Source organism: Prevotella sp. P4-51 (assembly GCF_002251455.1).
Taxonomy (GTDB): Bacteria; Bacteroidota; Bacteroidia; order Bacteroidales; family Bacteroidaceae; genus Prevotella.
In genome coordinates, this window is sequence record NZ_NPJM01000069.1 from 1 (window position 1) to 22982 (window position 22982).

General features: G+C 54.5%; 24 protein-coding genes and 1 pseudogene. 9 read left to right on the forward strand and 16 right to left on the reverse strand.

Annotated features, from left to right (window positions below; genetic code table 11):
* Window positions 1–126: 126 nt before the first annotated feature.
* Window positions 127–210 (forward strand): annotated as a pseudogene (locus tag CIK94_RS14790) (ISL3 family transposase); the annotation flags it as partial.
* Between the two features lie 875 nt (window positions 211–1085).
* Here the strand turns inward: CIK94_RS14790 and trxB are convergent.
* Entirely contained in the window at window positions 1086–2015 is a 930-nt protein-coding gene (gene trxB, locus CIK94_RS12600) for a thioredoxin-disulfide reductase (RefSeq protein ID WP_094387382.1), read from the reverse strand.
* A 4-nt stretch (window positions 2016–2019) separates the two neighbouring features.
* The gene (locus CIK94_RS12605) at window positions 2020–2574 is read right to left on the reverse strand and encodes a glutathione peroxidase (RefSeq protein WP_094423239.1); all 555 of its coding nucleotides are present in this window, start codon (window positions 2572–2574) and stop codon (window positions 2020–2022) included.
* A gap of 218 nt (window positions 2575–2792) precedes the next feature.
* On the opposite strand from CIK94_RS12605, the gene CIK94_RS12610 reads away from it, so the two are divergent.
* Window positions 2793–3557 (forward strand): hypothetical protein, encoded by a 765-nt coding sequence (locus CIK94_RS12610; protein ID WP_144008404.1) that lies wholly within the window; start codon window positions 2793–2795, stop codon window positions 3555–3557.
* A 138-nt stretch (window positions 3558–3695) separates the two neighbouring features.
* Window positions 3696–3887, forward strand: a complete 192-nt coding sequence (locus tag CIK94_RS12615) for a hypothetical protein (protein WP_144008405.1) — start codon at window positions 3696–3698, stop codon at window positions 3885–3887.
* Between the two features lie 114 nt (window positions 3888–4001).
* On the opposite strand, the gene CIK94_RS12620 is transcribed toward CIK94_RS12615, so the two are convergent.
* The 6 genes from CIK94_RS12620 to CIK94_RS12640 all read right to left on the reverse strand — a co-directional run bounded on the left by CIK94_RS12620 (window position 4002) and on the right by CIK94_RS12640 (window position 11173).
* Complete coding sequence (locus CIK94_RS12620) at window positions 4002–4904, reverse strand: DNA/RNA non-specific endonuclease (protein WP_158214754.1); 903 nt, start codon at window positions 4902–4904, stop codon at window positions 4002–4004.
* A gap of 109 nt (window positions 4905–5013) precedes the next feature.
* Window positions 5014–5265 carry a type B 50S ribosomal protein L31 gene (locus CIK94_RS12625; RefSeq protein ID WP_022309912.1) on the reverse strand — a complete coding sequence of 84 codons (252 nt, stop codon included), beginning with the start codon at window positions 5263–5265 and terminating at the stop codon, window positions 5014–5016.
* A 69-nt stretch (window positions 5266–5334) separates the two neighbouring features.
* A complete protein-coding gene (locus CIK94_RS14195; protein WP_144008406.1) occupies window positions 5335–5556 on the reverse strand; it encodes a hypothetical protein in 222 nt (73 codons plus the stop codon).
* 46 nt (window positions 5557–5602) lie between these two features.
* Complete coding sequence (locus tag CIK94_RS12630) at window positions 5603–7336, reverse strand: hypothetical protein (RefSeq protein WP_144008407.1); 1734 nt, start codon at window positions 7334–7336, stop codon at window positions 5603–5605.
* A gap of 31 nt (window positions 7337–7367) precedes the next feature.
* Window positions 7368–8582, reverse strand: a complete 1215-nt coding sequence (locus CIK94_RS12635) for a DUF5689 domain-containing protein (protein WP_254046224.1) — start codon at window positions 8580–8582, stop codon at window positions 7368–7370.
* A gap of 23 nt (window positions 8583–8605) precedes the next feature.
* Window positions 8606–11173, reverse strand: coding sequence for a TonB-dependent receptor (locus CIK94_RS12640; protein WP_094387375.1), 2568 nt, complete (start codon window positions 11171–11173; stop codon window positions 8606–8608).
* Between the two features lie 147 nt (window positions 11174–11320).
* Between CIK94_RS12640 and CIK94_RS12645 the strand changes: the two genes are divergently transcribed.
* The 3 genes from CIK94_RS12645 (at window position 11321) to udk (ending at window position 13676) form a co-directional block, all read left to right on the forward strand.
* On the forward strand, window positions 11321–12367 hold the full coding sequence (locus tag CIK94_RS12645) for an endonuclease/exonuclease/phosphatase family protein (RefSeq protein ID WP_094423300.1): 1047 nt from the start codon (window positions 11321–11323) through the stop codon (window positions 12365–12367).
* A gap of 3 nt (window positions 12368–12370) precedes the next feature.
* Window positions 12371–12979 carry a uracil-DNA glycosylase family protein gene (locus tag CIK94_RS12650; RefSeq protein WP_022309907.1) on the forward strand — a complete coding sequence of 203 codons (609 nt, stop codon included), beginning with the start codon at window positions 12371–12373 and terminating at the stop codon, window positions 12977–12979.
* A gap of 73 nt (window positions 12980–13052) precedes the next feature.
* Window positions 13053–13676 carry a uridine kinase gene (gene udk / locus CIK94_RS12655; protein WP_094423245.1) on the forward strand — a complete coding sequence of 208 codons (624 nt, stop codon included), beginning with the start codon at window positions 13053–13055 and terminating at the stop codon, window positions 13674–13676.
* 48 nt (window positions 13677–13724) lie between these two features.
* Here the strand turns inward: udk and CIK94_RS12660 are convergent, their stop codons facing one another.
* Entirely contained in the window at window positions 13725–14354 is a 630-nt protein-coding gene (locus CIK94_RS12660; RefSeq protein WP_254046225.1) for a DUF308 domain-containing protein, read from the reverse strand.
* Window positions 14355–14443: 89 nt separating this feature from the next.
* Between CIK94_RS12660 and CIK94_RS12665 the strand changes: the two genes are divergently transcribed.
* Window positions 14444–14950 (forward strand): histidine phosphatase family protein, encoded by a 507-nt coding sequence (locus CIK94_RS12665; RefSeq protein WP_094388634.1) that lies wholly within the window; start codon window positions 14444–14446, stop codon window positions 14948–14950.
* A 246-nt stretch (window positions 14951–15196) separates the two neighbouring features.
* Here CIK94_RS12665 and CIK94_RS12670 read toward each other — a convergent pair whose 3' ends face one another.
* From CIK94_RS12670 to CIK94_RS12695, 6 genes are all read right to left on the reverse strand, one after another.
* Window positions 15197–15571 (reverse strand): hypothetical protein, encoded by a 375-nt coding sequence (locus CIK94_RS12670; RefSeq protein ID WP_094423246.1) that lies wholly within the window; start codon window positions 15569–15571, stop codon window positions 15197–15199.
* 357 nt (window positions 15572–15928) lie between these two features.
* Window positions 15929–16753 carry a DNA/RNA non-specific endonuclease gene (locus tag CIK94_RS12675; protein ID WP_094423247.1) on the reverse strand — a complete coding sequence of 275 codons (825 nt, stop codon included), beginning with the start codon at window positions 16751–16753 and terminating at the stop codon, window positions 15929–15931.
* Entirely contained in the window at window positions 16750–17529 is a 780-nt protein-coding gene (locus CIK94_RS12680) for an ABC transporter permease (RefSeq protein ID WP_094423248.1), read from the reverse strand. The genes CIK94_RS12675 and CIK94_RS12680 overlap by 4 nt, the downstream gene beginning before the upstream one ends.
* Window positions 17526–18137, reverse strand: coding sequence for a hypothetical protein (locus CIK94_RS12685; RefSeq protein WP_094423249.1), 612 nt, complete (start codon window positions 18135–18137; stop codon window positions 17526–17528). The genes CIK94_RS12680 and CIK94_RS12685 overlap by 4 nt, the downstream gene beginning before the upstream one ends.
* A gap of 19 nt (window positions 18138–18156) precedes the next feature.
* Window positions 18157–18699 carry a carbonic anhydrase gene (locus CIK94_RS12690; RefSeq protein ID WP_094387425.1) on the reverse strand — a complete coding sequence of 181 codons (543 nt, stop codon included), beginning with the start codon at window positions 18697–18699 and terminating at the stop codon, window positions 18157–18159.
* Between the two features lie 42 nt (window positions 18700–18741).
* The gene (locus tag CIK94_RS12695) at window positions 18742–19323 is read right to left on the reverse strand and encodes an NUDIX hydrolase (RefSeq protein ID WP_094423250.1); all 582 of its coding nucleotides are present in this window, start codon (window positions 19321–19323) and stop codon (window positions 18742–18744) included.
* A 281-nt stretch (window positions 19324–19604) separates the two neighbouring features.
* Here CIK94_RS12695 and CIK94_RS12700 point away from each other — a divergent pair, with 281 nt between their 5' ends.
* Window positions 19605–20648, forward strand: a complete 1044-nt coding sequence (locus CIK94_RS12700) for an agmatine deiminase family protein (RefSeq protein WP_094423251.1) — start codon at window positions 19605–19607, stop codon at window positions 20646–20648.
* 44 nt (window positions 20649–20692) lie between these two features.
* On the forward strand, window positions 20693–21580 hold the full coding sequence (locus tag CIK94_RS12705) for a carbon-nitrogen hydrolase (RefSeq protein WP_022309896.1): 888 nt from the start codon (window positions 20693–20695) through the stop codon (window positions 21578–21580).
* Between the two features lie 76 nt (window positions 21581–21656).
* Here CIK94_RS12705 and CIK94_RS12710 read toward each other — a convergent pair whose 3' ends face one another.
* The gene (locus CIK94_RS12710; RefSeq protein WP_094423252.1) at window positions 21657–22973 is read right to left on the reverse strand and encodes an MFS transporter; all 1317 of its coding nucleotides are present in this window, start codon (window positions 22971–22973) and stop codon (window positions 21657–21659) included.
* Between the last annotated feature and the right edge of the window lie 9 nt (window positions 22974–22982).

Sequence of the window (22982 nt, forward strand, 5' to 3'; positions counted from 1 at the left end):
TGCCCTGACAAGACAAGAATCGACCAAAATTACGATAAAACTCCGAAAATAAGCAAACGATGGCAACCTCGGAAGGCATACCCTCGTCTATAGATATTGAATTCTTAGAATTAAACGACAACCCCTAAAATAAAGGCGTTTAGAGCTGCTTTAAGAGGAGTAACGGATATAAAGTTCTTTCTTTTCAGACTTACAAAACTATATGCCTAATCCCCTTGGTTTATCGGGTGAGCCCCGAAGTTGGCGTGTATAATGTCATTGAAATTACACACATAAAAAAGACGTGGAGCAAGTCCTGTCACTCGTTCCACGCAATAGAGGCTCTCGCATTGCCCGAATAGTCGAAACGAGCAACGTCCAGCCCCACGCTGTGCGTATATGTAGTTGCCATTACATATCTAAGAGTCATCATGAATGATGACAAAAGGATACAATTCTGGCTGTGTACAATACACCCGATGGGGCGTTTCGTTGCTTTGTCTTTGACTATTCTGAGAAATTTGCGAGATTTCTATTGCGTCAAAACCAAAGCGCAGTAAACGCCTTTATATGTATGCGCCCACCCATAAACCGCTCCACCTTATCTATAATTAGACTTAGTGGCACAGTTGGCTGGACGATGCAAAGTTAATTATTATAATTGAATTAGCAATTTTTTTTGGGGAAAAAATTCGGTTGTCATTGATTTATTTTCTCAATTTGTTTGATCCGACAAATGCGTAGGTATGATGTTGAAAGAAAATGATTAAAGAAGAAGGTAGCCAAAATCTTATTTCTATCCTTGGTTACCCCTAACTAAAAAATGGAAGGTTTTCGTTAAGCCAGATGAGTAGAATAAAGCTCGCTTGTCTATGCCTCTATGGTGTGGGTCGTCGCTGCAGATGTGTCGGTTGTTGTTTCTTGGAATTGGAGCATCCATCTGCGAGCTGCTTATGAGACATGCACCACTATCCTAATTAAGCATGTGTCAGGCATACAGAAAAAGCGCATCGCAGACTTAGATAGCCTGCAATGCGCTCCATGCACGCCCGTGGTCACACGGGCAACTTTTTACTATTTTATGTATTTACTATTTACCCTTTTGCCTATCGGTTGAGATAGCGCTCGGCCTCGAGCGCGGCCTTGCATCCGCTGCCGGCGGCTACGATGGCCTGACGGTAGGTGGGGTCGGCACAGTCGCCGGCGGCAAATACGCCCTCGACATTGGTGCATGGCGATGCGCCCAGGGTCTTGATGTATCCCTGCTCGTCCATGTCTATCTGTCCGCGGAACTCGTCGGTGTTGGGCTTATGGCCGATGGCGAGGAAAAAGCCGTCGATGGGCAGATCGTAGTGACGCTCATCGGCTTCGCCACGTCGTGCCACCAGGTGGGCACCCTCTACACCGTTGTCGCCATAGAGACCTTCGGTGTTGTGCTCGTAGAGGATTTCTATCTTTGGATTTTCCTCGACGCGGCGGCGCATGATGTCTGATGCGCGGAGGTAGGGCTTGCGCACAATCATATAGACCTTGGTGCAGAGGTTGGCCAGATAGGATGCCTCTTCGCAGGCGGTGTCGCCGCCGCCCACTACAGCCACCACCTTCTTGCGGTAGAAGAAGCCGTCGCAGGTGGCACATGCCGACACACCCATGCCGTTGTACTTCTGCTCATCGGGCAGACCCAGGTATTTGGCGCTGGCGCCGGTGGCTATGATGATGGTGTCGGCCTCTATCTGAGTGCCGTCGTCGATGGTCACGATGTAGGGACGCTTGGACAGGTCGGCAGCCGTCACCACGCCGTCGCGGATGTCGGCACCGAATCGCTCGGCCTGCTCGCGCAGTTCCATCATCATCTGGTTGGCATCGACGCCTTCAGGATAGCCGGGGAAGTTTTCGACGATGGTGGTCTGGGTGAGCTGACCACCCGTCTGCAGACCGCAATACTCGATGGGCTGCAGATTGGCGCGGCCGGCGTAGATGGCGGCTGTATAGCCGGCGGGGCCGCTGCCGATGATGAGACATTTGGTATGTTCCACGTTGTTATTGGGCTAAGAGTTTTTCTATTTCCTTGCTGATGTTGTCGAGGCTTTCGGTGGGCTCGAAGCGGGCTACCACCATACCGCGCTTGTTGATGAGGAACTTGGTGAAGTTCCACTTGATATCGCTCTTCTGCTTGTAGTCAGGGTCGGCCTCGCTGAGCATCTTGTCGAGGACTGGGGTGAGGGGATGGCTCTCGTCCCAGCCGGCAAAACCGCGCTGCTCCTGCAGAAAACGGAAGAGAGGGTCGGCATCGTCGCCGTTGACCTTGACCTTCTTGAAACGGGGGAAGTCGGTGCCGTAGGTGAGTTTGCAGAAATTGTGGATAGACTCATCGGTGCCGGGGGCCTGCTGGCCAAACTGGTTGCAGGGGAAATCGAGGATTTCAAAGCCCTGGGTGTGATATTCCTGATAGAGGGCTTCGAGTTCCTCATACTGAGGAGTAAAGCCACACTTGGTAGCGGTGTTTACTATGAGGAGCACTTCGTTGGCATACTCGCGCAGCGATACCTCCTTGCCTTTTCTGTCTTTGACAGCAAAATCGAAAACGGTTTTCATCTTGTTTACTATAAATATCAGTTATATGGCGACAAAGTTACTTATTTCTCACGAGACGGAGAAGGCGTAAAGCAGAGATTTTTAGATTATTTAGGGTTTTCCCCACAAAGTGTAGGGATAAGCCCACCAAAGAATATCCATTTTCCATTGGCATTGTCAGGATATAATGCTAATTTTGCAGCATAACAATAAGCAATAACAACTAAAAATATACGATTATGAAAAAGTTAGCAACCTTGATGACAGCCGTGGTGCTGGTGATGATGTCGGCGACGATGGTGTCGTGTGGTGAGAGCGACGACTATGACTACTATTTCGACCTCGACAGAGCTTTGACTGAGTATTTCAACCGTTATGGTGACTTCGGTACCGACGACCGTACCACTGCCGACTGGTTTGACCACTATTATCCCTACGCTTCGGACTATGACTACCGCTCGTTTATCAATGCGGTAAATGCCGACATAAACAACTCGCGCACCACCATGGCGCGCTATCTCAACGGCGAATGGGAGGGTCCGCTGCGCATGTACTTCAAGAACCAGGCCGGGCAGACCGTGTATACCGACTATCAGGTGATATGGCACTTTGAGCTCAGTACCTCGTCAGACGTCAAGGGCCGCGGCACGGAGTATCGCTACAACGAGGACGAGGGCGAGACGCGCACCAATTTCTCTTGGTGTGTCAACGGATATGGCGGCATTGAAATCTCCTACGACCCCAGCCAGTCGGGCCAAGACCCTGTCAATATGCTCATCGCCTACAACAATCTGGACAAGCTGAGCACCACCCAGTTTAAGGGTACGAGCGTGGGCGTGAACATCGAAGAGGAGGACGACTTCAACCTGACCAAGCGTCTGCCCCAGCGCGTCAAGGGCGAGACCACCGCAGTGGCCGCAGGAAAGACCTTCGGCGGCAAGAAGGCCGATGGCAAGACCGCTCCCGTGGAGCGCAACATCACGATAAATAACGGACACAGATAGACCACTGCAGACCACGACGACCAGGGCGGCCATCCCGATGATGAGGGATAGCCGCCCTGTCTGTTGTTAGGGACTGCGGGCAGAAACGCAGCCGCCATACCGACAGTGACAGCTGTCACGGACATAGCCACAACCGTTATGCTGATAGCGGTCGGGGCTGTGGACTATCAGCCGGCGGCAGAGGAAAACACTGGGATAGTGGTGCTGAAAGTGGATGCAAACCGTGAAATGGTGAAATCGCGGTGCGCAATAATCCTGTCAAGCTATGAAATGATGAAATCAAGCCACGCAACGAGGTCATTTGCGGTCGCCATGCAGAATGGCTCGTAGGCCGACCGGGCGGGAATGATGGCGGGGAAGAAAACGGCAAGCGCTCCTTCGCCGGCATGGTGCCTGGGCGAAGGAGCGCTTATGGTTATGTCTGTCCGTCGGGGCAGGGGAGTGTCAGAGTCCCCAGCTGATGGGGCTAATCTTGCCCTCTACGCGGTTTTCGATATCATCGGGCAGATTGCAGAAGAAGTCGATGCCGGTAAGGTTCTGGAGTTCCTTGACGGTGATGGCATGGTCCTTGACGGCCGATGTGTCCACCTTCTTCTGGTGCTCTACCCAGAGCGCAATAGCCTTGTATTCGGAGCCCGTCTTCATGAGCAGCGCCATGTAGAAGTACTTGGGCACGATGAGTTGGCCCTTGACGCGCTCCATAATCTGGCTTTCCTTGTCGATGGTTCCGCCTTTGCACACGAAGAGGGTGTCACCGTCCTTGAGCGATTCGGCCTTCTTGCGCACCCAGCTCTCCATACGCACCCAAATGCCCTCATAATTCTGTCCGGCATTGAAGTCGTAGTGCTGGGGCTGGATGTTGCTGTAGTAGAATGTAGTGTGGTTGGCTTCGCGCGAGTATTGGATGTCGGCAGAGGCAATCAGATGGCCACGGGTGTAGCCCGAGCGGGTGTACATCGCATTGGTGTCGCTGAAGCGCATGGCTGTGGGCAGGTTGGGGTCTTCCTCGAAATCTCCCACGCGACCTGCGCCGCCCTTGATGGTCTTGTTGGTCATGGCGCAACACGACCAGCGGTTGGACTTCTTCTTGTAGTCCCACTCGCAAGAGTAACTCACGTCCTGCGCACCCGATGTGTGATGGACGAGAACAATGCTGTTTTCGCTTGCCAGCTTGGGAAACTCCAGGCGGGTAATCTCTTTGGGGGTCATCGATGTGGGGATGTTGCGGTTGGTGTTGACCACCTTATTCTGTCCCTGACCTGGGTCAGACGGTCCGTCATCTCCGCCACATGCGACAAGCGTCAGCATGATGACAGCCGCGGAAAGAAAGGAAAGGAATTTGTTCATTGTTATAAAGTTAATAGATAGAAATGGCATGAAAAAAAGTGCTGTCTAACGCATATGCAACTACGTTAGAACGCACTTTAGCATGGAATGAATATATTCGAAAGATATATTACTTCTTCAGCTTACCGTAGCGGTTCATGAAGCGGTCAACGCGACCTGCGGTGTCAACAAGCTTGCTCTTACCTGTGTAGAAGGGGTGAGAGGTGCTTGAGATTTCAATCTTTACCACTGGATAAGTCTCGCCTTCAAACTCTACTGTATCATTAGTCTTGCATGTAGACTTTGTAAGGAACATATCGCCGTTGGACATATCCTTGAATACGACGGGGCGATAGTTTTCTGGGTGAATACCTTGTTTCATTTCGTTTATTGTTATTTGTTTATAAATTGTCCGAATACGTTACGGAGTGCAAAATTACTGCTTTTTCGCTTAACTGCCAAATGTTTCGAAATATTTTTTGTCTCCGAGGGTGATAATTGGCGTGGCTATGGGTGCGCGGGCGTCGAAGAGGGTGGCGCAGACTGTCGCAGCGGGCGCCATGGGCGTGGGCTCCTGGTGCAGGACGGCTCTGGCAGAGGCACCGGTGGTCTCCACTGATTCGGCATGGCCCCTATATATATAATAAGGTGTAAACAAAATATCCCGTATCATCGCTGAGGATGATACGGGATATAGTATGATTCAGGATGCTGTGTCCTTACTTGGCAAATGTGATTTGCATAGACTTGATACGCAACTGCTTGGGCTGACCTGTACCCTCGGCAGCGTCGGTGATGGTCACCTTGGCTGCATTGATTTCGCTGAAGGTGTAGGTGAGGTTGTTGAGAGTAGCCTTGCCAGGAGAACAGGTGGCCTTGCCCTCTGCGGTGTAGTTGACACCGTTGTAAGCGTCGCACTCTACCACGATCTTGGCAATCTTCTTGCTGCCGGCGTTGATGGTAACAGAGTTGCTGGGATACATACGGATGGTACCGCCACCAGCTGTATAGTACTTAGGAGCGTTGGCGCCTGAGCCCTTGCTGAAGGAGAAGCCGATGCCGTTGACGGTCACCTCGGTCACGTCGGCAGCATTGGTGCTGGAGATGTCGCCAGCCTTGATGGTCACGTCGCTGCCAGTAGCTTCGCCGCCACCGCCTTCACCGCCGGTGCTTCCGCCATTCTTGGTCCATGAGTAGATGTAGCTGGCTCTTGAGGCAGTCTCGAGAGTACCGTTGTAGTTGGTCACCTTACCCAGGATGACTACATCGTCGCCTACGCTCAGCAGGTCGCCAGCAGTGTACTTCTCGTTGTTGAGGTAGAGAGTGCTGTAGATAATAAACTCGTTGGCAGCCTTGCCATCGTCAGAGATATTGAAGGTGGCTGTACCGAACTCTGCAGAGAAGTTGTACTTGATGCTTGAAATCTTACCCTTGATGTATACCTCTTCGGTAGAAGTCTGGCCAGACTCCAGCTTGCTGGCAAAAGCCTTAGCGCCCAAAGCGTTGTAGGGGTTGTTCTTGGTACCGTCGCCCTTGGCTTCGCCAGTAGTGGTGCCACCGGTTTCGCCGCCGCCTTGGGTCTTGCCGTTGAGAGAGTAGATGTAAGATGTACCCTTGCCTACGGTCTCGGGGGTATTGCCCTTGAAGTTGACAAACTTACCATAGATGATAACCTCGTCGCCCACCTTGATCTGGTCGGCAGAAGTAAACTTCACATTGCCCAGATAGAGGCTCTGGAAGATAAGAATCTGTCCGTTCTCGGTGCCGTCGTCAGAGATATAGTAGTTGGCGTTGCCGAATGTGGCAGTCTCTACGCTGTTGATCTTGGAAATCTTACCCTTTACATAGAGGGCGTTCTCTGTGGGAACGTCGGCAGGCAGAGCGCTGACCAGCTTGAGGGCTGCAGCCACGTTGTAGGGGCTCTGCAGGGTACCCTCACCTTCGGGAGTGCCGGTGGTGACAGATGACTGGCCATTGCGTACTACAATCTTGCTGCCCTGTGTCACCTCGTACTTGCCGCTGTAGTTGATGAGCTTACCCATAACTACAACTTCGTCGCCTACCTTGAGGTCGTCGGTAGAATTAACCTTGGCGCCACCGAAGCCCATGCCACGGTAAACCAAGAGCTTGTTGGAAGCGTCGGCCTTGTCAGAGATGTTGTAGGTGACATTGCCAAAAGAGTTGGGGAAACCGTCGGTCTCATCGATAGAGGTAACGATACCCTTGATGTAGAACTGCTTCTCGGGGTCGAAGTCGCCGCCGGCGATTACTGCGTTGGCAGCAGCCACATTGTAGGGAGACTCGAGTGTACCCTCACCCTCTGCGGGGAGGTCAGGATTGGTGGGGTCGGTAGATCCCTGTGGATAGCCGTAAGGCATAGGAACGTCTTCGCAGCTACAGAAGCCAAAGGCGATAGTGGCCAAGGCAAGCATTGAATAAATAAGTTTTTTCATATCTTTGTTTCTTTTATTTCTTAATGATGTGTTACTTTATGGATATAATCTTGTTGCCAGCGTTCATCTCTGGCTCGGTGCCGTAGAGGGTGAGCGTACCGGCAACGACAACCTTCTGGCCTACCTTGATCTGGTCCTCGGCGGTGAATTTCTCTCCACCGATGTTGTAACCACGGAAGACGGTGAGGTTGTTGGCGTCCTTGCCATCAACAGATATATAATATGTGGCATTGCCATAGTTGCCGGTATCGACCTCCTTGATTTTTGAGATGATGCCTGTCACATAGTACTCCTTGGTGGCTTCGTAGGCGCTCTTGGCGATGAGGCTCAGGGCGCGTGTCACGTCGATAGGTGACTCGGCTGTGCCCAGACCAGTGCCGTCGATGCCTGCAAATGGATCGTCGGCCACAACATCGTCGAGCGAACGTATCTGGATCTGCCAGGTGTCGTTGAAGCGAGAGAAGATACCGGTAATCTTAACCTTGCCAGTGGGCAGAACGGCCTTGGCAAACTTGGCATAAGTGCTGGTACGCACTACGATGTTCTTCTCATCGAGGCCCTTGAGGCCGCGGTTGGCGCAGTTGCTGGTCAGAGTCACGCTGCCGTCATCGGGAGCATAGACAGCCTTGCCGTCGGCGGCAGAGAACTCCACGCCACTGATGGTCATCAGTCGGCTGGCGTTGGCGTTGATGTAGCTTGCGTCGGCAATCTTGGTCACATCAAACTCGGTGGGAACCACCTGAGAGGGGTCGGCGGTGCCGATAATCTTGTAGTGCTGGGCCCACTCCTGACGGTTCATGCGGCCGATGCCGAGAGTACCGTTGGCGCTGGTATATACAGTGCCAATCTGAGCCTTCTTGCGGTAACCGCCGATGTAGAGACCCTTGAGCTCTACGAGCACTTCCTGACCTACGGGCATGAAACCGCTGGTTCCACCCTGGCCTACGGAAACCTCGATGGCTCCAGTGGCGTCTTCGATAGAGATGGTGTTGTAGAGGTTGCTCTGAGCATCGTTTCCGGTCACGCGGCCCTTAATCTGGATGCTCTTCTCCACCTTCTTGTAAGCACCATTGGCGATGATGAACTTGAAGTCTTTGCTTTCCTTCAAGTCACCGATATTCATCACATTGGTTTCGGCAATCTGGCTGTTGCCGAAGGGGTTTTCTGTCATGTTAGGGTCTGCATAGTCGCTGCCCATACACGAAGCGAGCAGGGCGCAGAAGCAGGCGGCCAATATCTTGTTCATATATTTCATATCGCTGGTGAGTTTTAGAATTTGTATGCGATGTTCAGCAATCCGTTAGGACCAAAGGCATAGAACTTCTTGGGGTTCTTGGAGAATCGGTAAGCTCTTACCTTCTCGTTAGAGTAGTCGCTTCGGCTCTGCTCGAAACCACCGGTAACGATATCGCGGTTATTCAGGATGTTGGTTATAGAGAAGTTGATTGAAATCTGACCCTTCTTCAGACGGATGAGACGGCCCACGCTACCATCGAGCATGAAACCACCCTTGCCTTCTTCCTGGCTGATGGCCGACTTGCGCAGATTGCCTTCGTTGTCATACACGTCACCATAGATGTTCTGACGCTTCTTGAGCGAAGACTCGTAGCGGTAGCAGGGAGAGTAAGAGAGGTAGATGCGGTCATAGTAGTTACCGTTGAGGTCGATAAACCAACCTTTCTGGTGGTAGCTCAGACCGAGGCTGAGAGCGGTGAGAGGTGTGCTGGCCTCGTGCATATCTTTATTATATACGGTCTCGGTCTCGCTGTATGCACCCTCGGTAGAGATGAGGTAGCGAGCCTGTGCGTTGTTGATGTTCTTGGCCTCGCTTACGGTTCCGAGCATGTTGATGTCGAAAGCCGAAGAGAGCTTGAACTTCAGTCCAGCCTCGACGCCATAGAATTCTTTCTTGATACCGGTCATAGACACGTAAGAGAATGAGTTGATATCGTCGAAGTAGAAGTTCTGCCACTCGCTGACGTGGTCCATACGGTTGTAGTAGGCGTTGATGTTGGCGTGCAACCAGCTGTTGTTGAACTGGTAGCCGATTTCGCTTGTCAGCACATGCTCGTCCTTGAGGTTGAGCACGAAGTCGTTGTTCATCTCAGGTGAAGCGAATGCAGCGTTGGCCTTGGGGGCGTTCCACTGATAACCCATACCTACGAGGAATGTGTGCCCGTTGCCGGCATTGTAGGTCAGGCTACCCTTGACACCACCTTCGCCGAAGCGTGCATATTCTCCCTTGCCGTAAGAGTTGTTGGCAAAGAGACCATTGCGCATGTGGCCTTCGCGGCGCATCATGACACCACCCAGGCGGCCTGCTACCATCATGTGCAGACGGCCTACAGACTTCTGGTAGTTGGCCCAGACGTTGGCCTTGTGTACGAAGATGTTGTAGTTGTAACCGAAGATGTCGCCATTGTACACCAGACGGCCCAGGTTGTTGGGACCTGCGCTGTTGAGGTCATACTGAGTCTCGTCAGAGCCGGGAGCATACTTGCCCACAGCATAGGTGTTGATGTTATGGTATGACTTGGCACCCAGCAGGTCTTCCATGGTCTGGTAGTGGTGACCGTTGTTGGTCGAGAGTACCAGTCCCACGTTCCACGAAGCGTTCTTGCTCTGCTTGGCAGCCAGAGTAGAAGCCAGTGTGAGTGTGGCGTTGTCTATGTTCTTGGCTTGGATGAAGTAGAGGGCGTCGGCGCCGTTCTTTGATACCTGACTGTTGGCATAGTAGAGCTGGTTCCAGTTGATTTGCTGGTTGATAGGGTTCTGCCAGCTGTCATAAGCCTGCTTCCAGTTGTTGGCAGCCGACTCCGTGCGATAAGCGCTGTACAGAGGGTCGTCGCCCCATACATAGAAGTATGAGCTGGGCAGATTCTTCCAGTAGTCAGGATGGGGGTTGTCAGCATTGTTGTAGTTCAGTCGGGTACTCTTGTACATACCGTAGCGTCCAAATACGGTAGTGGTGAGCTTCATGTCCTTGTTGATGTCCCAGTCCCAGGTGAGTACTGCCGAGGGAGAGTATTCTGTCACCACGCGTGAGTTGCGCACATGGCCGTTCTGATAACCCCAATAGGAGTTATAGTAGCGGTTGTCAGTGAGCCAGTATACCTCATCAGTAGCACAACCCTGTGCGCCACGTTCAGTGGGGTTACCCCATGTGGCAAACGACAGAGAGTGGTTGTCGCCTAAGAGCTTTTGGACGCCGAAGAAGTAAGACAGGGCATTGTAGAATGTACCCTCTACATATCCGCGCTTGGCCCAACGATAGGTGAGGCTTGCAGATACAGCCCAACCGTTCTTGTTGAAGCCTGAGTTGTAATTGTACATTCCGCGGAAGTTGTAGTTGCGGTTAGCTGCCGATACGGTTGCTCTATGGCCTGCTGCCATGTTGCCCGAACGGAAGTCGTAGTTGTTGCTGCCGGCCATCGAAGGCATGCCAAACTGGCAGTCCTCAAAGGGAAGAGCAAAATCTACATTCTTGGTCTGCTGGTTGAGACCGCCAATCTGAGAGTAACGGAACTGTCCCGATTCCATGTCGTTGACAGGAGCCCCATTGATGTAAATCTCATTGTAGCTCTGGTTTAACGCACGGTAACGGAATCTTACGGGTGAGAACAGATATCCCACGCCGCTGGCATAGAGGTTGGAGTTGGAGTTGAGGATGCTGATATTCTGTGTCATATCATCATCGTCTCCCAACTGTGCCTCTGTAAATGTGAATGCCGATTCGTCTATGGGCTTGGTGGTCTGCTTCTCGCCTGAGGGCGTTTGGGCGAAGGCCAACGGAGCATAGCACAGGGCAATCACTGCCAATTTAAGCTTTCTTTGCATAGTTGAATATATTTATAATTATGTGTTATATGTTTGCAAAGTAACTAAATATATTTGTAATGGGAAAGTTTTTTCAAATAAATATCTATGAAAATGGGCATTATGTCAATAATAATTCCGATATTTGCAGAAAATAACTAAAAAATGATGAAAAGATACTTGTTTTTGGCCGTGATGGCATGTATGATTTGCCTCATGAGTTCAGCTCAGAAGAAGCTGTTGGTTTACGGAGTTGGCTTCTACAATCAGGAGAACCTCTTTGACACCATCCATGATGAAGGCAAACGCGATTTTGAATTTCTTCCCAATGGAAGTTACCGTTGGGACGGCTTGAAATATTCGCATAAACTGAAGAATATGTCCAAGGCGCTTGCCGATATGGGTACCGACATGCTCCCCAATGTGGGTTGCGCCATTATCGGAGTGAGCGAGGTCGAGAATGCCCGTGTGCTTACAGACCTCTGTGCCCAGGAGCCGCTCAAGGCGCGTAATATGCAGTTCTGCCACATCGAGGGCCCCGACAAGCGAGGTGTAGACTGTGCGCTGCTCTACAATCCCGCGCTCTTCAAGGTCAATGATGTGAAGCTCCATCCCTATGTAACCGAACAGGAGAAGGACAAAAGATTCATTACCCGTGGCTTCCTCACCGTCAAGGGTGAACTTGCCGACGAGCCGGTGGTGGTTATCGTGGCCCACTTGCCCAGCCGCTTCTCTACCTCTTACTATCGTGAGCTCGGAGCCCGCCAGATGCGCGTCATCAAGGACTCGCTGCTCCGCGAGAATCCCGCCTACAAGTTCTTTATCATGGGCGATATGAACGACGACCCCTTCGACAAGAGTATGGTCGACGGTCTGGGTGCCCGAGCCGACAAGGACAAGGTGGGACCTGGCGAGATGTACAGCCCATGGATTAATATCCACAAGCAGGGTAAAGGCACCCTCTTCTATGGTGGCTCGTGGAATCTCTTCGACCAGATTATCATGACCCCCAATCTGCTCATGCCCAAGGATGCCAACGACCCCGACGCCGGCATGCTCAAGTACCGCAAGGCCCAAATCTTCCGCCGCGACTATCTCTTCCAGAGCACCGGCAAGTATAAGGGCGCTCCCAAGCGAACCACCGCTGGAGGCGTATGGCTTGATGGCTATTCAGACCACTTGCCCGTTGTGGTGTATCTCTCCAAGCAGAAGTAAATTATGGATGTCGAGACACATCCTTTTCAACCTTTTCTCCCTGCCAATGCACGCTTGCTGATGCTTGGCACATTCCCCCCTGCGCCCCGTCGTTGGTGTATGGATTGGTATTATCCCAATTACACCAACGATATGTGGCGCATTTTCGGTCTCCATTTCTTTGGCGACAAGATGCACTTTGTCGATGAGGCCAGGCACACCTTCCGCCTGACCGAGTTGCAGACCTTCCTGTCCTCCCTCGGTGTGGCCATCTACGATACGGCTGTCCGGGTGAGACGCACCAAGGGCACTGCCTCCGACAAGGACCTTGACATCGTAGAGCCAGCCGACCTCGATGCGCTCCTCGACGCTCTGCCCCAGTGTCGGGCTGTGCTCACGGCAGGGCAGCTTGCCACCCAGGTCTTTTCCTCCCACTTCCACATCACCGCCCCGCCCGCCATGGGCCAGTCGGTGCCCTTCAGCTATGCCGGGCGCGAACTGATGCTCTACCGGCAGCCCAGCAGCAGTAGGGCCTATCCCATGAAGGTGGAGCTGAAGACCGAGTATTACAGCCGCATGTTCGACGAGCTGTTTGGCGATGACGTCGCAGCGGCCCGTGCTGATACAGAATAAGAAAATGATGGGGTGGGGCGTTGCCGCGACCTTTGGGCTGGCGATGGTCTTACCCCTTGTAAAACAAACAATAATGAATAGCGAAGTAACCATTATCGGTATTGCCGGCGGAACAGGCTCGGGCAAGACCACTGTAGTGAAGAAAATCGTTGAGGCTCTGCCGCCCCATTATGTGGCTGTGGTGCCGCTCGATTCGTATTATAATGAAAACAAAGGCATGACCGATGAAGAGCGCCATGCCATCAACTTTGACCACCCCGATGCTTTCGACTGGAAGCTGCTCATCAACCATGTCAACGAGCTGCGCCATGGCCGTGCCGTAGAGCAGCCCACCTACTCCTACATCATCTGCAACCGTCTGCCAGAGACCATCCATGTCGAGCCCAAGAAGGTAATCATCATCGAGGGTATCATGACGCTCATCAACAAGAAGTTGCGCGACATGATGGACCTCAAGATATTTGTCGATGCCGACCCCGACGAGCGACTCATCCGCAACATCCAGCGCGACACCATCGACCGCGGCCGTACCGTGTCCATGGTTGTCGACCGCTATCTCTCGGTGCTCAAGCCCATGCACGAGCAGTTTATCGAGCCTACCAAGCGCTTTGCCGACATCATCATCCCACAGGGGGGAGAGAACGCCAAGGGCATCGGCATCATCTGCGACTATATCCAGGGTATCGTAGAGCGCTGATGCGTTCCACTCCCTGCGATGACGCTTGCTTACGACAGCGTCGGCGTGTCACTCAGCGTTATCGGCTGGCGCGTCGGCGCTGTCGGAGTTTCTGCGGTCCATCATCTGCTTGTAGGCGCGCCGGGCGGCGTGGGCCTTGAGCGTGTTGACCGACTCGCTCACGCCGTAGACCACCATCGCCCAACCTATGATGATGAGCGGTGCCGAGGCTATCCATTCGGGCCGTATCAGCGCGGTCAGACCTATGAGCATCACCACCGAGGGCACCACCCAGTAGAACAGCCCTATGCGCACAATCTGCCGTATGTGGGCCAGACCGATAAACTGGTTGGCTGCAGCCATAATCAGGATGAGGGCGAAGATATAGGTGATGCCTGTAATGAATGTGGTGGGCATCAGCGCCAGTATCACTCCCAGCGCCATGCTGCCCAACCCTACGACGGGGAATACGGGGCGGTAGAGGTTGAGTCGGTTGCCGTCGGTATCATACATAATCATGCCCTTTTCGGGTTTGCGGTAGGCGTAGTAGGTTGTCACCGAGAACACGCCAGACAGGAAGAACATCACGCCTATCAGTATGGTTATCCATCTTACCGTCTCTTCGTGAAACGTGATGAGCAGCAGACCCACGATGATGGCGACGAGCGCACGGAACTGCGAACTTAGCAGATTTTTCATTAATTTGTAGCAATTATCGTTTTCTGCTGCAAAAGTACAAACAATCATTGGGTCATGCAATTATTTTGACCACAAATTATATTATGACTATGACAACATTATATCTTGTACGCCACGGCGAAACCGTCGACAATGCCCGCCAAATCATGCAGGGGCAGACCCAGGGCGAGCTCAATGCCACCGGCATCAGCCAGGCTGAGGCGCTGCGCGACAAGCTCAGCGACATCCACATCGACGCCTTCGTCTCCAGCGACCTCTACCGCTCCATCCAGACCTGCCGCATCCTCGCCCAGGGGCGCCAGGTGCCTATGGTGGAGACCCCGCTGCTGCGCGAGCGCGACTGGGGCGACTTCACCGGCGAGTACATCCCCTCGCTTGCCGACCGCGAGTGGCCCGCCAATGTCGAGTCGGCAGAGCGGTTGCTCGCCCGTGCCCGCAACTTCCTCACCTGGGTGCGGGTCACTTATCCCGACCAGGTGGTGGTGGCTGTGGGCCACGGTATCATCAACAAGGCCATACAGAGCGTGTATCATCAGCGCCCCATGAGCCAGATTATGAAGATGACCAATGCCGAGATGCGGGTGCTGATGCTCTGACCGTGGCGGCGCCATGCCGCTCTGCCGGTCGCTCTGATGGCCTGCAGTGCCGTTGTTAGCCGCTTCTGCCGGTCTGCTTGCCGTGTTGGCTGGTTCGTAACAATAATTACGAGGGCTCGTGTCGTAAGATACGAGCCCTCGTGACATTTGATACGAGCTCGCGTTTCTTATGATACGAGCCGGCAGTGATGGTAATAATCTGTGTGTAAGTGGCTTCCGGCTTCCTGGAGATGTCCTCCGTTCCGATTAGTTTATGCCGAATTTGGTGTACATCTGCTGAAACACGTGGCTTTCTTCATTGGCTTCGATGCAGTCATTGCCCACGTAGTCGATGACCTGGTCATTCACCTCGCAGTTGGCATCGCCGATGAAGCGGTACACCACCCGGTTGTTCTCCTTGTAGAAGTGGGGCAGCAGGGCGCCGTTTATCATATCCATCATGGGGTTCATGCTCACGCCGAAGTCGATGTGGTTGTCGTAGATTACGATGCGTGCCGTTGGGTTCTCGGTGAGCAATATGCCATATTCGATGGCCAGCGACAGATACATACATGCCGCTCTTGTAATGCTCTTGACAGACTTGTCAATCGTGATATTCAGATTATCCAGTTGGTCGTACATACTTTTGAGTTGTTTTTTAGTGTTTGTCAATGTCAGTCTCTGGTTCTTTCCCTTTATCTCCGCCCGCAGTAGTCAGTACGGCGTGGAGTCAGTCTTTGTTCCGCCATCGCATGAATGTCGGCTCTCATTGTTTGATGATTACAAATTTACTCATAAAGCCGCTTCTCAGCAAGAAAACCTTCATGCGCGTGAACCTATCTGTCATTTTTAGCCACATAAAAAGCAGGAATATGATAAAAATGTGCATGCTTGTCATTTTTATCATATTCCTCTGCGATTGCTTTCGCTCTTGCCTTTCCGGCATTTATGCCCTCGCCGGTCCTCTTTTCCCCCTTTCTGCTGCCAGAGACAGTGGCGTCAGTTGGCGCGTTGGGTCCAGTCTTCCAGCCGAGCCTGGCTTTCCACCTTGTCCTCTATCTGGTCGGGCAGCGAGGCAAAGAAGTCTATGCCCGTGATGCGTTCCACCTCGTCTATCGAGTTGACATACTGCGTCTGGAGCCGTCGGCGGGCGTCGTTGCGATAGATGAAGCCTATGCCGCGTGGCTCTCCCCGCAGACATACGATGACCTTGAAGAAGGCTTCGGGCACTGTCACCTTGTTATTGCCTATCCGCTTGTGGCGCTGTCTGGTCAGTACGGGTCCGCACACGATGTACAGGTCGCCCCAGTCATCAGCCCAGTCGCGACACTGCTCCTCCAGTATGCGCCAGTCGCCGTCGTTGAGCGCATGGAGCTGTTGGCAGATGTTGGTCAGCAGGAAACAGTCGGCCTGGGCCTGCTCGCTCCATCGGTTGTCGGCCGAGGGACACATGTGTCCGCGGTCATATCCCGAGCGCTGGTAGTCATAGGTGTTGGCACGCGGCTCTTCCACCTCTTCATCTTCGGTGAAGGCGCGTCCCTTGCGCTTGAAGGGGCCGTTGGTGTGGTCGGCTGTGAGATGCCAAGCCACCCAGTTGGGCAGCCTCAGTTCATGATTGTACGAGGCAGTGTACCCCGCACGGTGCAGTATCTGCTCGGGCCTGTCGTTGAGTGGCGCCGGCAGCAGCGCGCCCGTGTCTTCGACCTCGGTCTGTTGCTGTGGCGCGTCGTCCATCAGCCGTCCTGTCAGTCGCTTGTGGTCTCTGGACAGATTGCATCCAGCCAGCAACAGCAGCGCTATCAGTGGGCAGAAAATCCTCTTCATCCTCTGGCGTTGATTTTGTCGTATGCGTCAAAAGCGTATCTGCGCGCCAGCACGAGGGTGAGCGCCAGCTGGCCTGTGGCTGCCGAGATGAGCAGTCCCGTAAACAGCAGCTGTATCACGAGCGCGCTCATGATGTCTGTGCCGCTCATGGTCATGGCCCACATCATCACCGGCGCGGTGCCCATCCCCATGATACCCATGCGCTGCAACAGCGGTATGAGCGACCGCTTCATCGAGCGTCGGGCCAGATAGTTGGTGGCTTCGCGATGGGTGGCACCATTGGCGGTGAGATAGTAGTAGAGTCGGGCGTGGTGGTGCAGTCCGTCATAGTATGCGCCCATCGCCTTGACGTTCGACTCAGCCACCGCTCCCGTGGTGATGGCCACGACGGGCAGCAGCAGATGCGGCGCCAGCGGGTTCATGCCCAGCACCAGATAGACGAATATCAGCGAGAGAGGCAGTATGGTGAGCGTCAGCCCCAGCATGATGGGCACTATGTAGTTGGCCTGTCGTATGCGTGCCTTGATGCGCATGTACCAGGCGGTGGCAGCCAGCAGCACCAGCGCGCACAGCAGCGTCACGCCGATGTGGCCAGCCCGGACGGCCAGCACAGTGAGCAGTGCGCCGAGGGTCAGCGCCACAGCCATCGTGGCCAGCGCCTTGAGCGTGCGCCTCCATATCTCTACCTTGAAGGCGTAGAGCGCATATAGAGGTATGATGAAAAACAGGGCACCTATAATCAGGTTGCCAAAGGAGAGATGTATGGTCTCTATCATTGTAGTTCCTCCAGATTGATATGGTTGTCAAAATAATCTGCCAACGCGCTGTTGGCTGTCGTGGCTATGACGACCGAGTCTTCGGCTGCCATCTCCCTCAGCCGCTCAGCCGTCGCCTCGTCGGCCACCTCTTCGGCTATCACCACCTGCTTGCGCAGCCAGTGGGCCAGGCAGAGCATGCCCGTCGTCACCTCTGTTGCGGCGATTGTCTCGCAGGGCGCGTCGATGTGCTGCTCGCTTATTCCAGCCGCCATCCAGATGTCTATCAGCTGGTTGCTGTCCTTCCGGTATTCGCGATGGATGTCGAGCCGCAGCAGCGAGTCGGCCATCTGTCGCAGCGAGTACTGGGGCTGTGGCGGCAGTGCGGGTACGTAGCCTATCTGCCGTCGCATATAGCGCGAGGCAGCCGGAGTGAGCACCTCGCCGTCGTAGGTGAGATAGCCCCCAGCCACGGGTCTGAGCCCCAGCAGCGCCTCCGCCAGACAGTGGCGTGTGGCGGCATCGCGGCCATAGACCAGCAGCGAGCGGCCGTTGGCCACCACTGCCGACGCCTGCCTGATGTCTGTGCCGTCGTCGCAGTGTATGTCTACATTCTTGAGTTCTATCATCTTGCGGGCTGTCTTTCTGTCATTTGACCTCGGTGAGCTTGCCTGTCACCGAGTCGATGATATATCCATGGAGATTGACGTCGCGCGGCACCAGCGGGTGGTGGCTTATGGTGTTGATGGTATTTCTCACCGAGTCCTCGGTGTCGTGAAAGCCCTCAAGCCAGTGGTCGAGGTCTATGCCGCAGAGCGCGATGGTGTCTATCACGTCCTGGTGTATGCCGCGCTCCAGCATCAGTCGTTTCATCTCGGCACCGTTCATGTGGCAGGCGCCGCAGTTGGAGTGGGCCACCACCATGATTTCCTCTACCCCCAGTTCGTAGATGGCCACCAGCAGACTGCGCATGGCAGAGTCGAAGGGGCTGATGACCAGTCCGCCGGCGTTCTTGATGATTTTTGCGTCACCGTTTTTCAGTCCCAGTGCTGCCGGGAGCAGTTCGGTGAGTCGTGTATCCATACACGAGAGTATTGCCAGCTTCTTGTCGGGGTATTTGCTGGTAACATACTGTTCGTAACCGCGTCGGGCTACAAACTCTTCATTATATTTTACGATTTCTTCGATAATCATGGTTGTCTTCTGTTGGTTCTATGGGGTGCCGGGGCTGTCCTACAACGTGTCGTCGTCAATGGGCGGATGCTCCAGTTCTTTCAGATGCAGTATGTCTGTGGTCAGTTTGCTTAGTGCGTCCATCGGTATGCCTTCGGGCGAATACTTGAAGAACAGGTCGTTGTATATCACATCCTCCAGGAACTCAAAGAGCTCGTGGATGATGGTCCTGTGGTCGAAGGCGAGCACTGGCAGGTTGTCAATGTCAAACCACTGTGCCTCTGCGGCATCGTCGCTGCCCTTGACCTCGGCGAGGGCCTCAAAGGCGAAGTGCACTACGGTGATGACGCGCTCTCGTGGGTCGCGGTCTACGGCACTGTAGCTGCGGAATTGGAACACCTCGCCCAACGCCATGCCCGTCTCTTCCATCACCTCGCGCCGGGCGCAGGTCTTCAGGTCTTCGTCTATCTCCATAAAGCCGCCGGGAAACGCCCAGCAGTCCTTGTAGGGTTCGTTGCGCCGCTTGACGAGCAGCACGCGTAGCGTCTTGTTGGGGTCGTAGCCGAAGACGATGCAGTCGGCAGTGATTGCCGCATGCGGATATGGATAGCAGAATTTTGTCGGCTTGTTGTCGTTGTCCATGTCTGTCCTTTCTTTGTATATTGGTGAGACAAAGGTAGATATAAACCATCGAACTGCCAATCATTTTGCAGGGAAATTGTGTCTGTGCCGACATTTTTTTGCTGTCGCCAGATGCGGTGGTTGCCATTTCGACCTAAAAAACCATCGCGCTTTCTTTGTATTGTCTATGGTTTGCAGTACCTTTGCATAGGGTAGCGCCCACCGCGCCATGACCGACGGGCAAGTCGGCGAGGGCGAGGTGCAGGCAGACTGCCCTGACAGACATAATTCTACGTACACCGATGAACAACGACAGACTATACTTGCCTGCCGAATGGGCAGTGCAGAGCGGGGTGCAGCTTACCTGGCCCCACGCCGGTACCGACTGGGCTCCCTATCTCGACGAGATTACCGAGACCTATCTCCAACTTGCCGACGCCATCACCCGCCACGAGGCGCTGCTGGTGGTCTCGCCCGAGGTTGAATATGTGCGCGAGCTTCTTGAGGCCCGTCTCGGTCGTGCCCGCATGGCCCGCGTGGTCTTTGCCTGCTGCGACACCGACGACACCTGGGCGCGCGACCATGGCGCCATCACCCTCATGGGCGGCGACGAGCCCGTGCTGCTCGACTTCCGCTTCAACGGCTGGGGCGAGAAGTTCGGCTGGCAGCACGACAATGCCATCACCCGCCACCTCTGCGAGCAGGGCCTGCTCCACGGCAGCCGTGAAGACCATGACGACATGGTGCTCGAGGGCGGTAGCATCGAGAGCGACGGCCGGGGCACCGTGTTTACCACCAGCCAGTGTCTGCTGGCTCCTCACCGCAACCAGCCCCTCTCCCGCGAGGAGATAGACGCTGAGCTGCGGCGTAGGCTTCGCGCCCGACGCGTGGTGTGGATCAATCACGGCAATCTGGTGGGCGACGACACCGACGGCCACATCGACACCACGGTGCGCGTGGCTCTCCACGATACCTTATTATATATTAAGTGTAGCGACCAGGCCGACGAGCATTATGCCGACTTCTGCGCCATGGAACGCGAGCTCCAGGCACTGCGCACCGACGACGGGCGCCCTTACCGTCTCATCGCCCTGCCTATGGTCGACGAAATCAGATACGACGACGAGCGGCTTCCGGCTACCTATGCCAACTTCCTCATCGTCAACGGCGCCGTGATTTACCCCACCTACGACCAGCCCCACAATGACCAGGCGGCTGCCGAGGCTCTGCACCAGGCTTTCCCCGATCACGAACTCATCGGCATCGACAGCCGTGTCATCATCCGCCAGCACGGCTCCATCCACTGCCTCACCATGCAACTGCCCGCGGGCGTGCTCTGCCGATAAGCGTCATCACCCATCATCCCAGAAGAAATATAACACAGATAGATATGAAAGAACTGAAAGTAGGAGTGCTGCAACAGCACAACACCAGTGACATAGCCGACAACAAACGCCGCCTGGCCGAGGGCGTCAGGGCTCTGGCTGCCGACGGTGCCCAACTCGTGGTACTTCAGGAACTCCACAACTCACTCTACTTCTGTCAGGTAGAGGATGTAGACAACTTTGACCTGGCCGAACCCATCCCCGGCCCGTCTACCGAGTATTTCGGCCAGCTGGCACGCGAACTCGGCGTGGTCATCGTCACCTCGCTCTTTGAGCGCCGTGCCCCTGGACTCTATCACAACACCGCCGTGGTGATAGAGCGCGACGGCTCGATAGCCGGAACCTATCGCAAGATGCATATCCCCGACGACCCGGCTTATTATGAGAAGTTCTATTTCACCCCCGGCGACCTGGGCTTCCGCCCCATTGACACCTCGGTGGGCCGGTTGGGCGTTATGGTGTGCTGGGACCAGTGGTATCCGGAGGGAGCACGGCTTATGGCGCTCCAGGGTGCCGAGCTGCTCATCTATCCTACGGCTATAGGCTATGCAGCCAGCGACTCTGCCGACGAGCAGCAACGTCAGCGCGAGGCGTGGACCACCGTACAGCGCGGCCATGCAGTGGCCAACGGACTGCCTGTGGTGGCGGTCAACCGCGTGGGCTTCGAGCCCGACCCCAGCGGACAGACTCCGGGCATAGAGTTCTGGGGCTCTACCTTCGTGGCTGGCCCCCAGGGCGAGCTGCTCTATCGCGCTTCTGCCGACGGTGAAGAGCGCCGCATCGTAGACCTCGACCTTGGTCATAGCGAGCAGGTGCGTCGCTGGTGGCCCTTCCTGCGCGACCGCCGCATCGACGAGTATGGCGACATCACCCGTAGATATATCGACCGTTGACACCAGCTGTCCCATAACAAAGGCGCCGACTCTCTTGCGAGGGTCGGCGCCTTTGCCATTGGTGGTGGTGATGGGTCTATTCCTGATAGTCGTCTTGCTCGTCGGTGGCTTCGGCTTCGTCGTTATAGCCCTTGATGCCGAAGTTGGGGTCTATCTTGAGCATGGCGGTGACGATATAGGTCACCACGCAGCTTATCACCACGATGATGAAGAACATGCGGTAGCCCACAGCCTCCTGCAAGGCTCCAGCGAAGAAACCGGGAAGCATCATCGACAGCGACATGAAGGTGGTGCACAGCGCGTAGTGGCTGGTCTTGAACTCGCCACGGCTGTAGTAGATGAGGTACATCATGTAGGCCGTGAAGCCAAATCCATAGCCAAACTGCTCGACAAACACGCATACGTTGACGATGGCAAGGTTGGGCAGCACGTAGCTCATGTAGATATATACCAGGTCGGGCAGCGTGATGGCGAGTACCATGGGCCACAACCAGCGCTTCAAGCCGTCCCGGCTCACGCACAATCCGCCGAGTATGCCTCCCAAGGTGAGTCCTATCACGCCCACCGTGCCCTGCACCAGTCCATACTCCTGCGGCGAGAGTCCCAAGCCGCCATTGCTCTCGTTGTCTACCAGGAAGAGTGCAGCCACCTTGGCCAGCAGACCTTCGGGCATGCGATAGAAGAGCATGAAGAGTATGCCTGTCACCACCTGCTTCTTGCAGAAGAATGTCCTGATGGTGTGCGCCAACTCGCCCATAATCTGCTGCGGCGTATTGGCGGTGTGTGCCTTGTCCGCCTTGGGCCTGGGCAGCACATAGCCATGCCACAGCCACAGGCCGATAAACAAGCCGGTGACGCCATAGAACATCAGACTCCACGAGAAGGGGATGCTGTTGCGGTAGATTACCTGCAGATTGCCGGCTACCATCACCAGCACACCCTGGCCGAAGATGGTGGCCAGGCGGTAGAACGTGGAGCGTATGCCCACATAGAATGCCTGGTCGTTGGGCGTCAGTTCGAGCATGTAGAATCCGTCGGCGGCGATGTCGTGGGTGGCGCTCGTGAAGGCCATCACCCAGAAGAAGAACAGGGTGCCCTGCAGCCAGAAGTCGGTAGGGATGGTGAATGCCACGCCGCCAAAGGCTGCGCCCACCAGCAACTGCATGGTGATTATCCACCATCGCTTGGTTTTTACCAGGTCTACAAACGGGCTCCATAGAGGTTTGAGCATCCACGGGAGATACAGCCAACTGGTGTAGAAGGTTATCTCGGCATTGCTCAACCCCATCTGCTTGTACATGATGACAGAGATGGCCATCACGGCCACATTGGGCAGTCCTTCGGCAAAGTACAGCGAAGGCACCCAGCTCCATGGCGATTTGCTATTGTTCATATCCAGTGT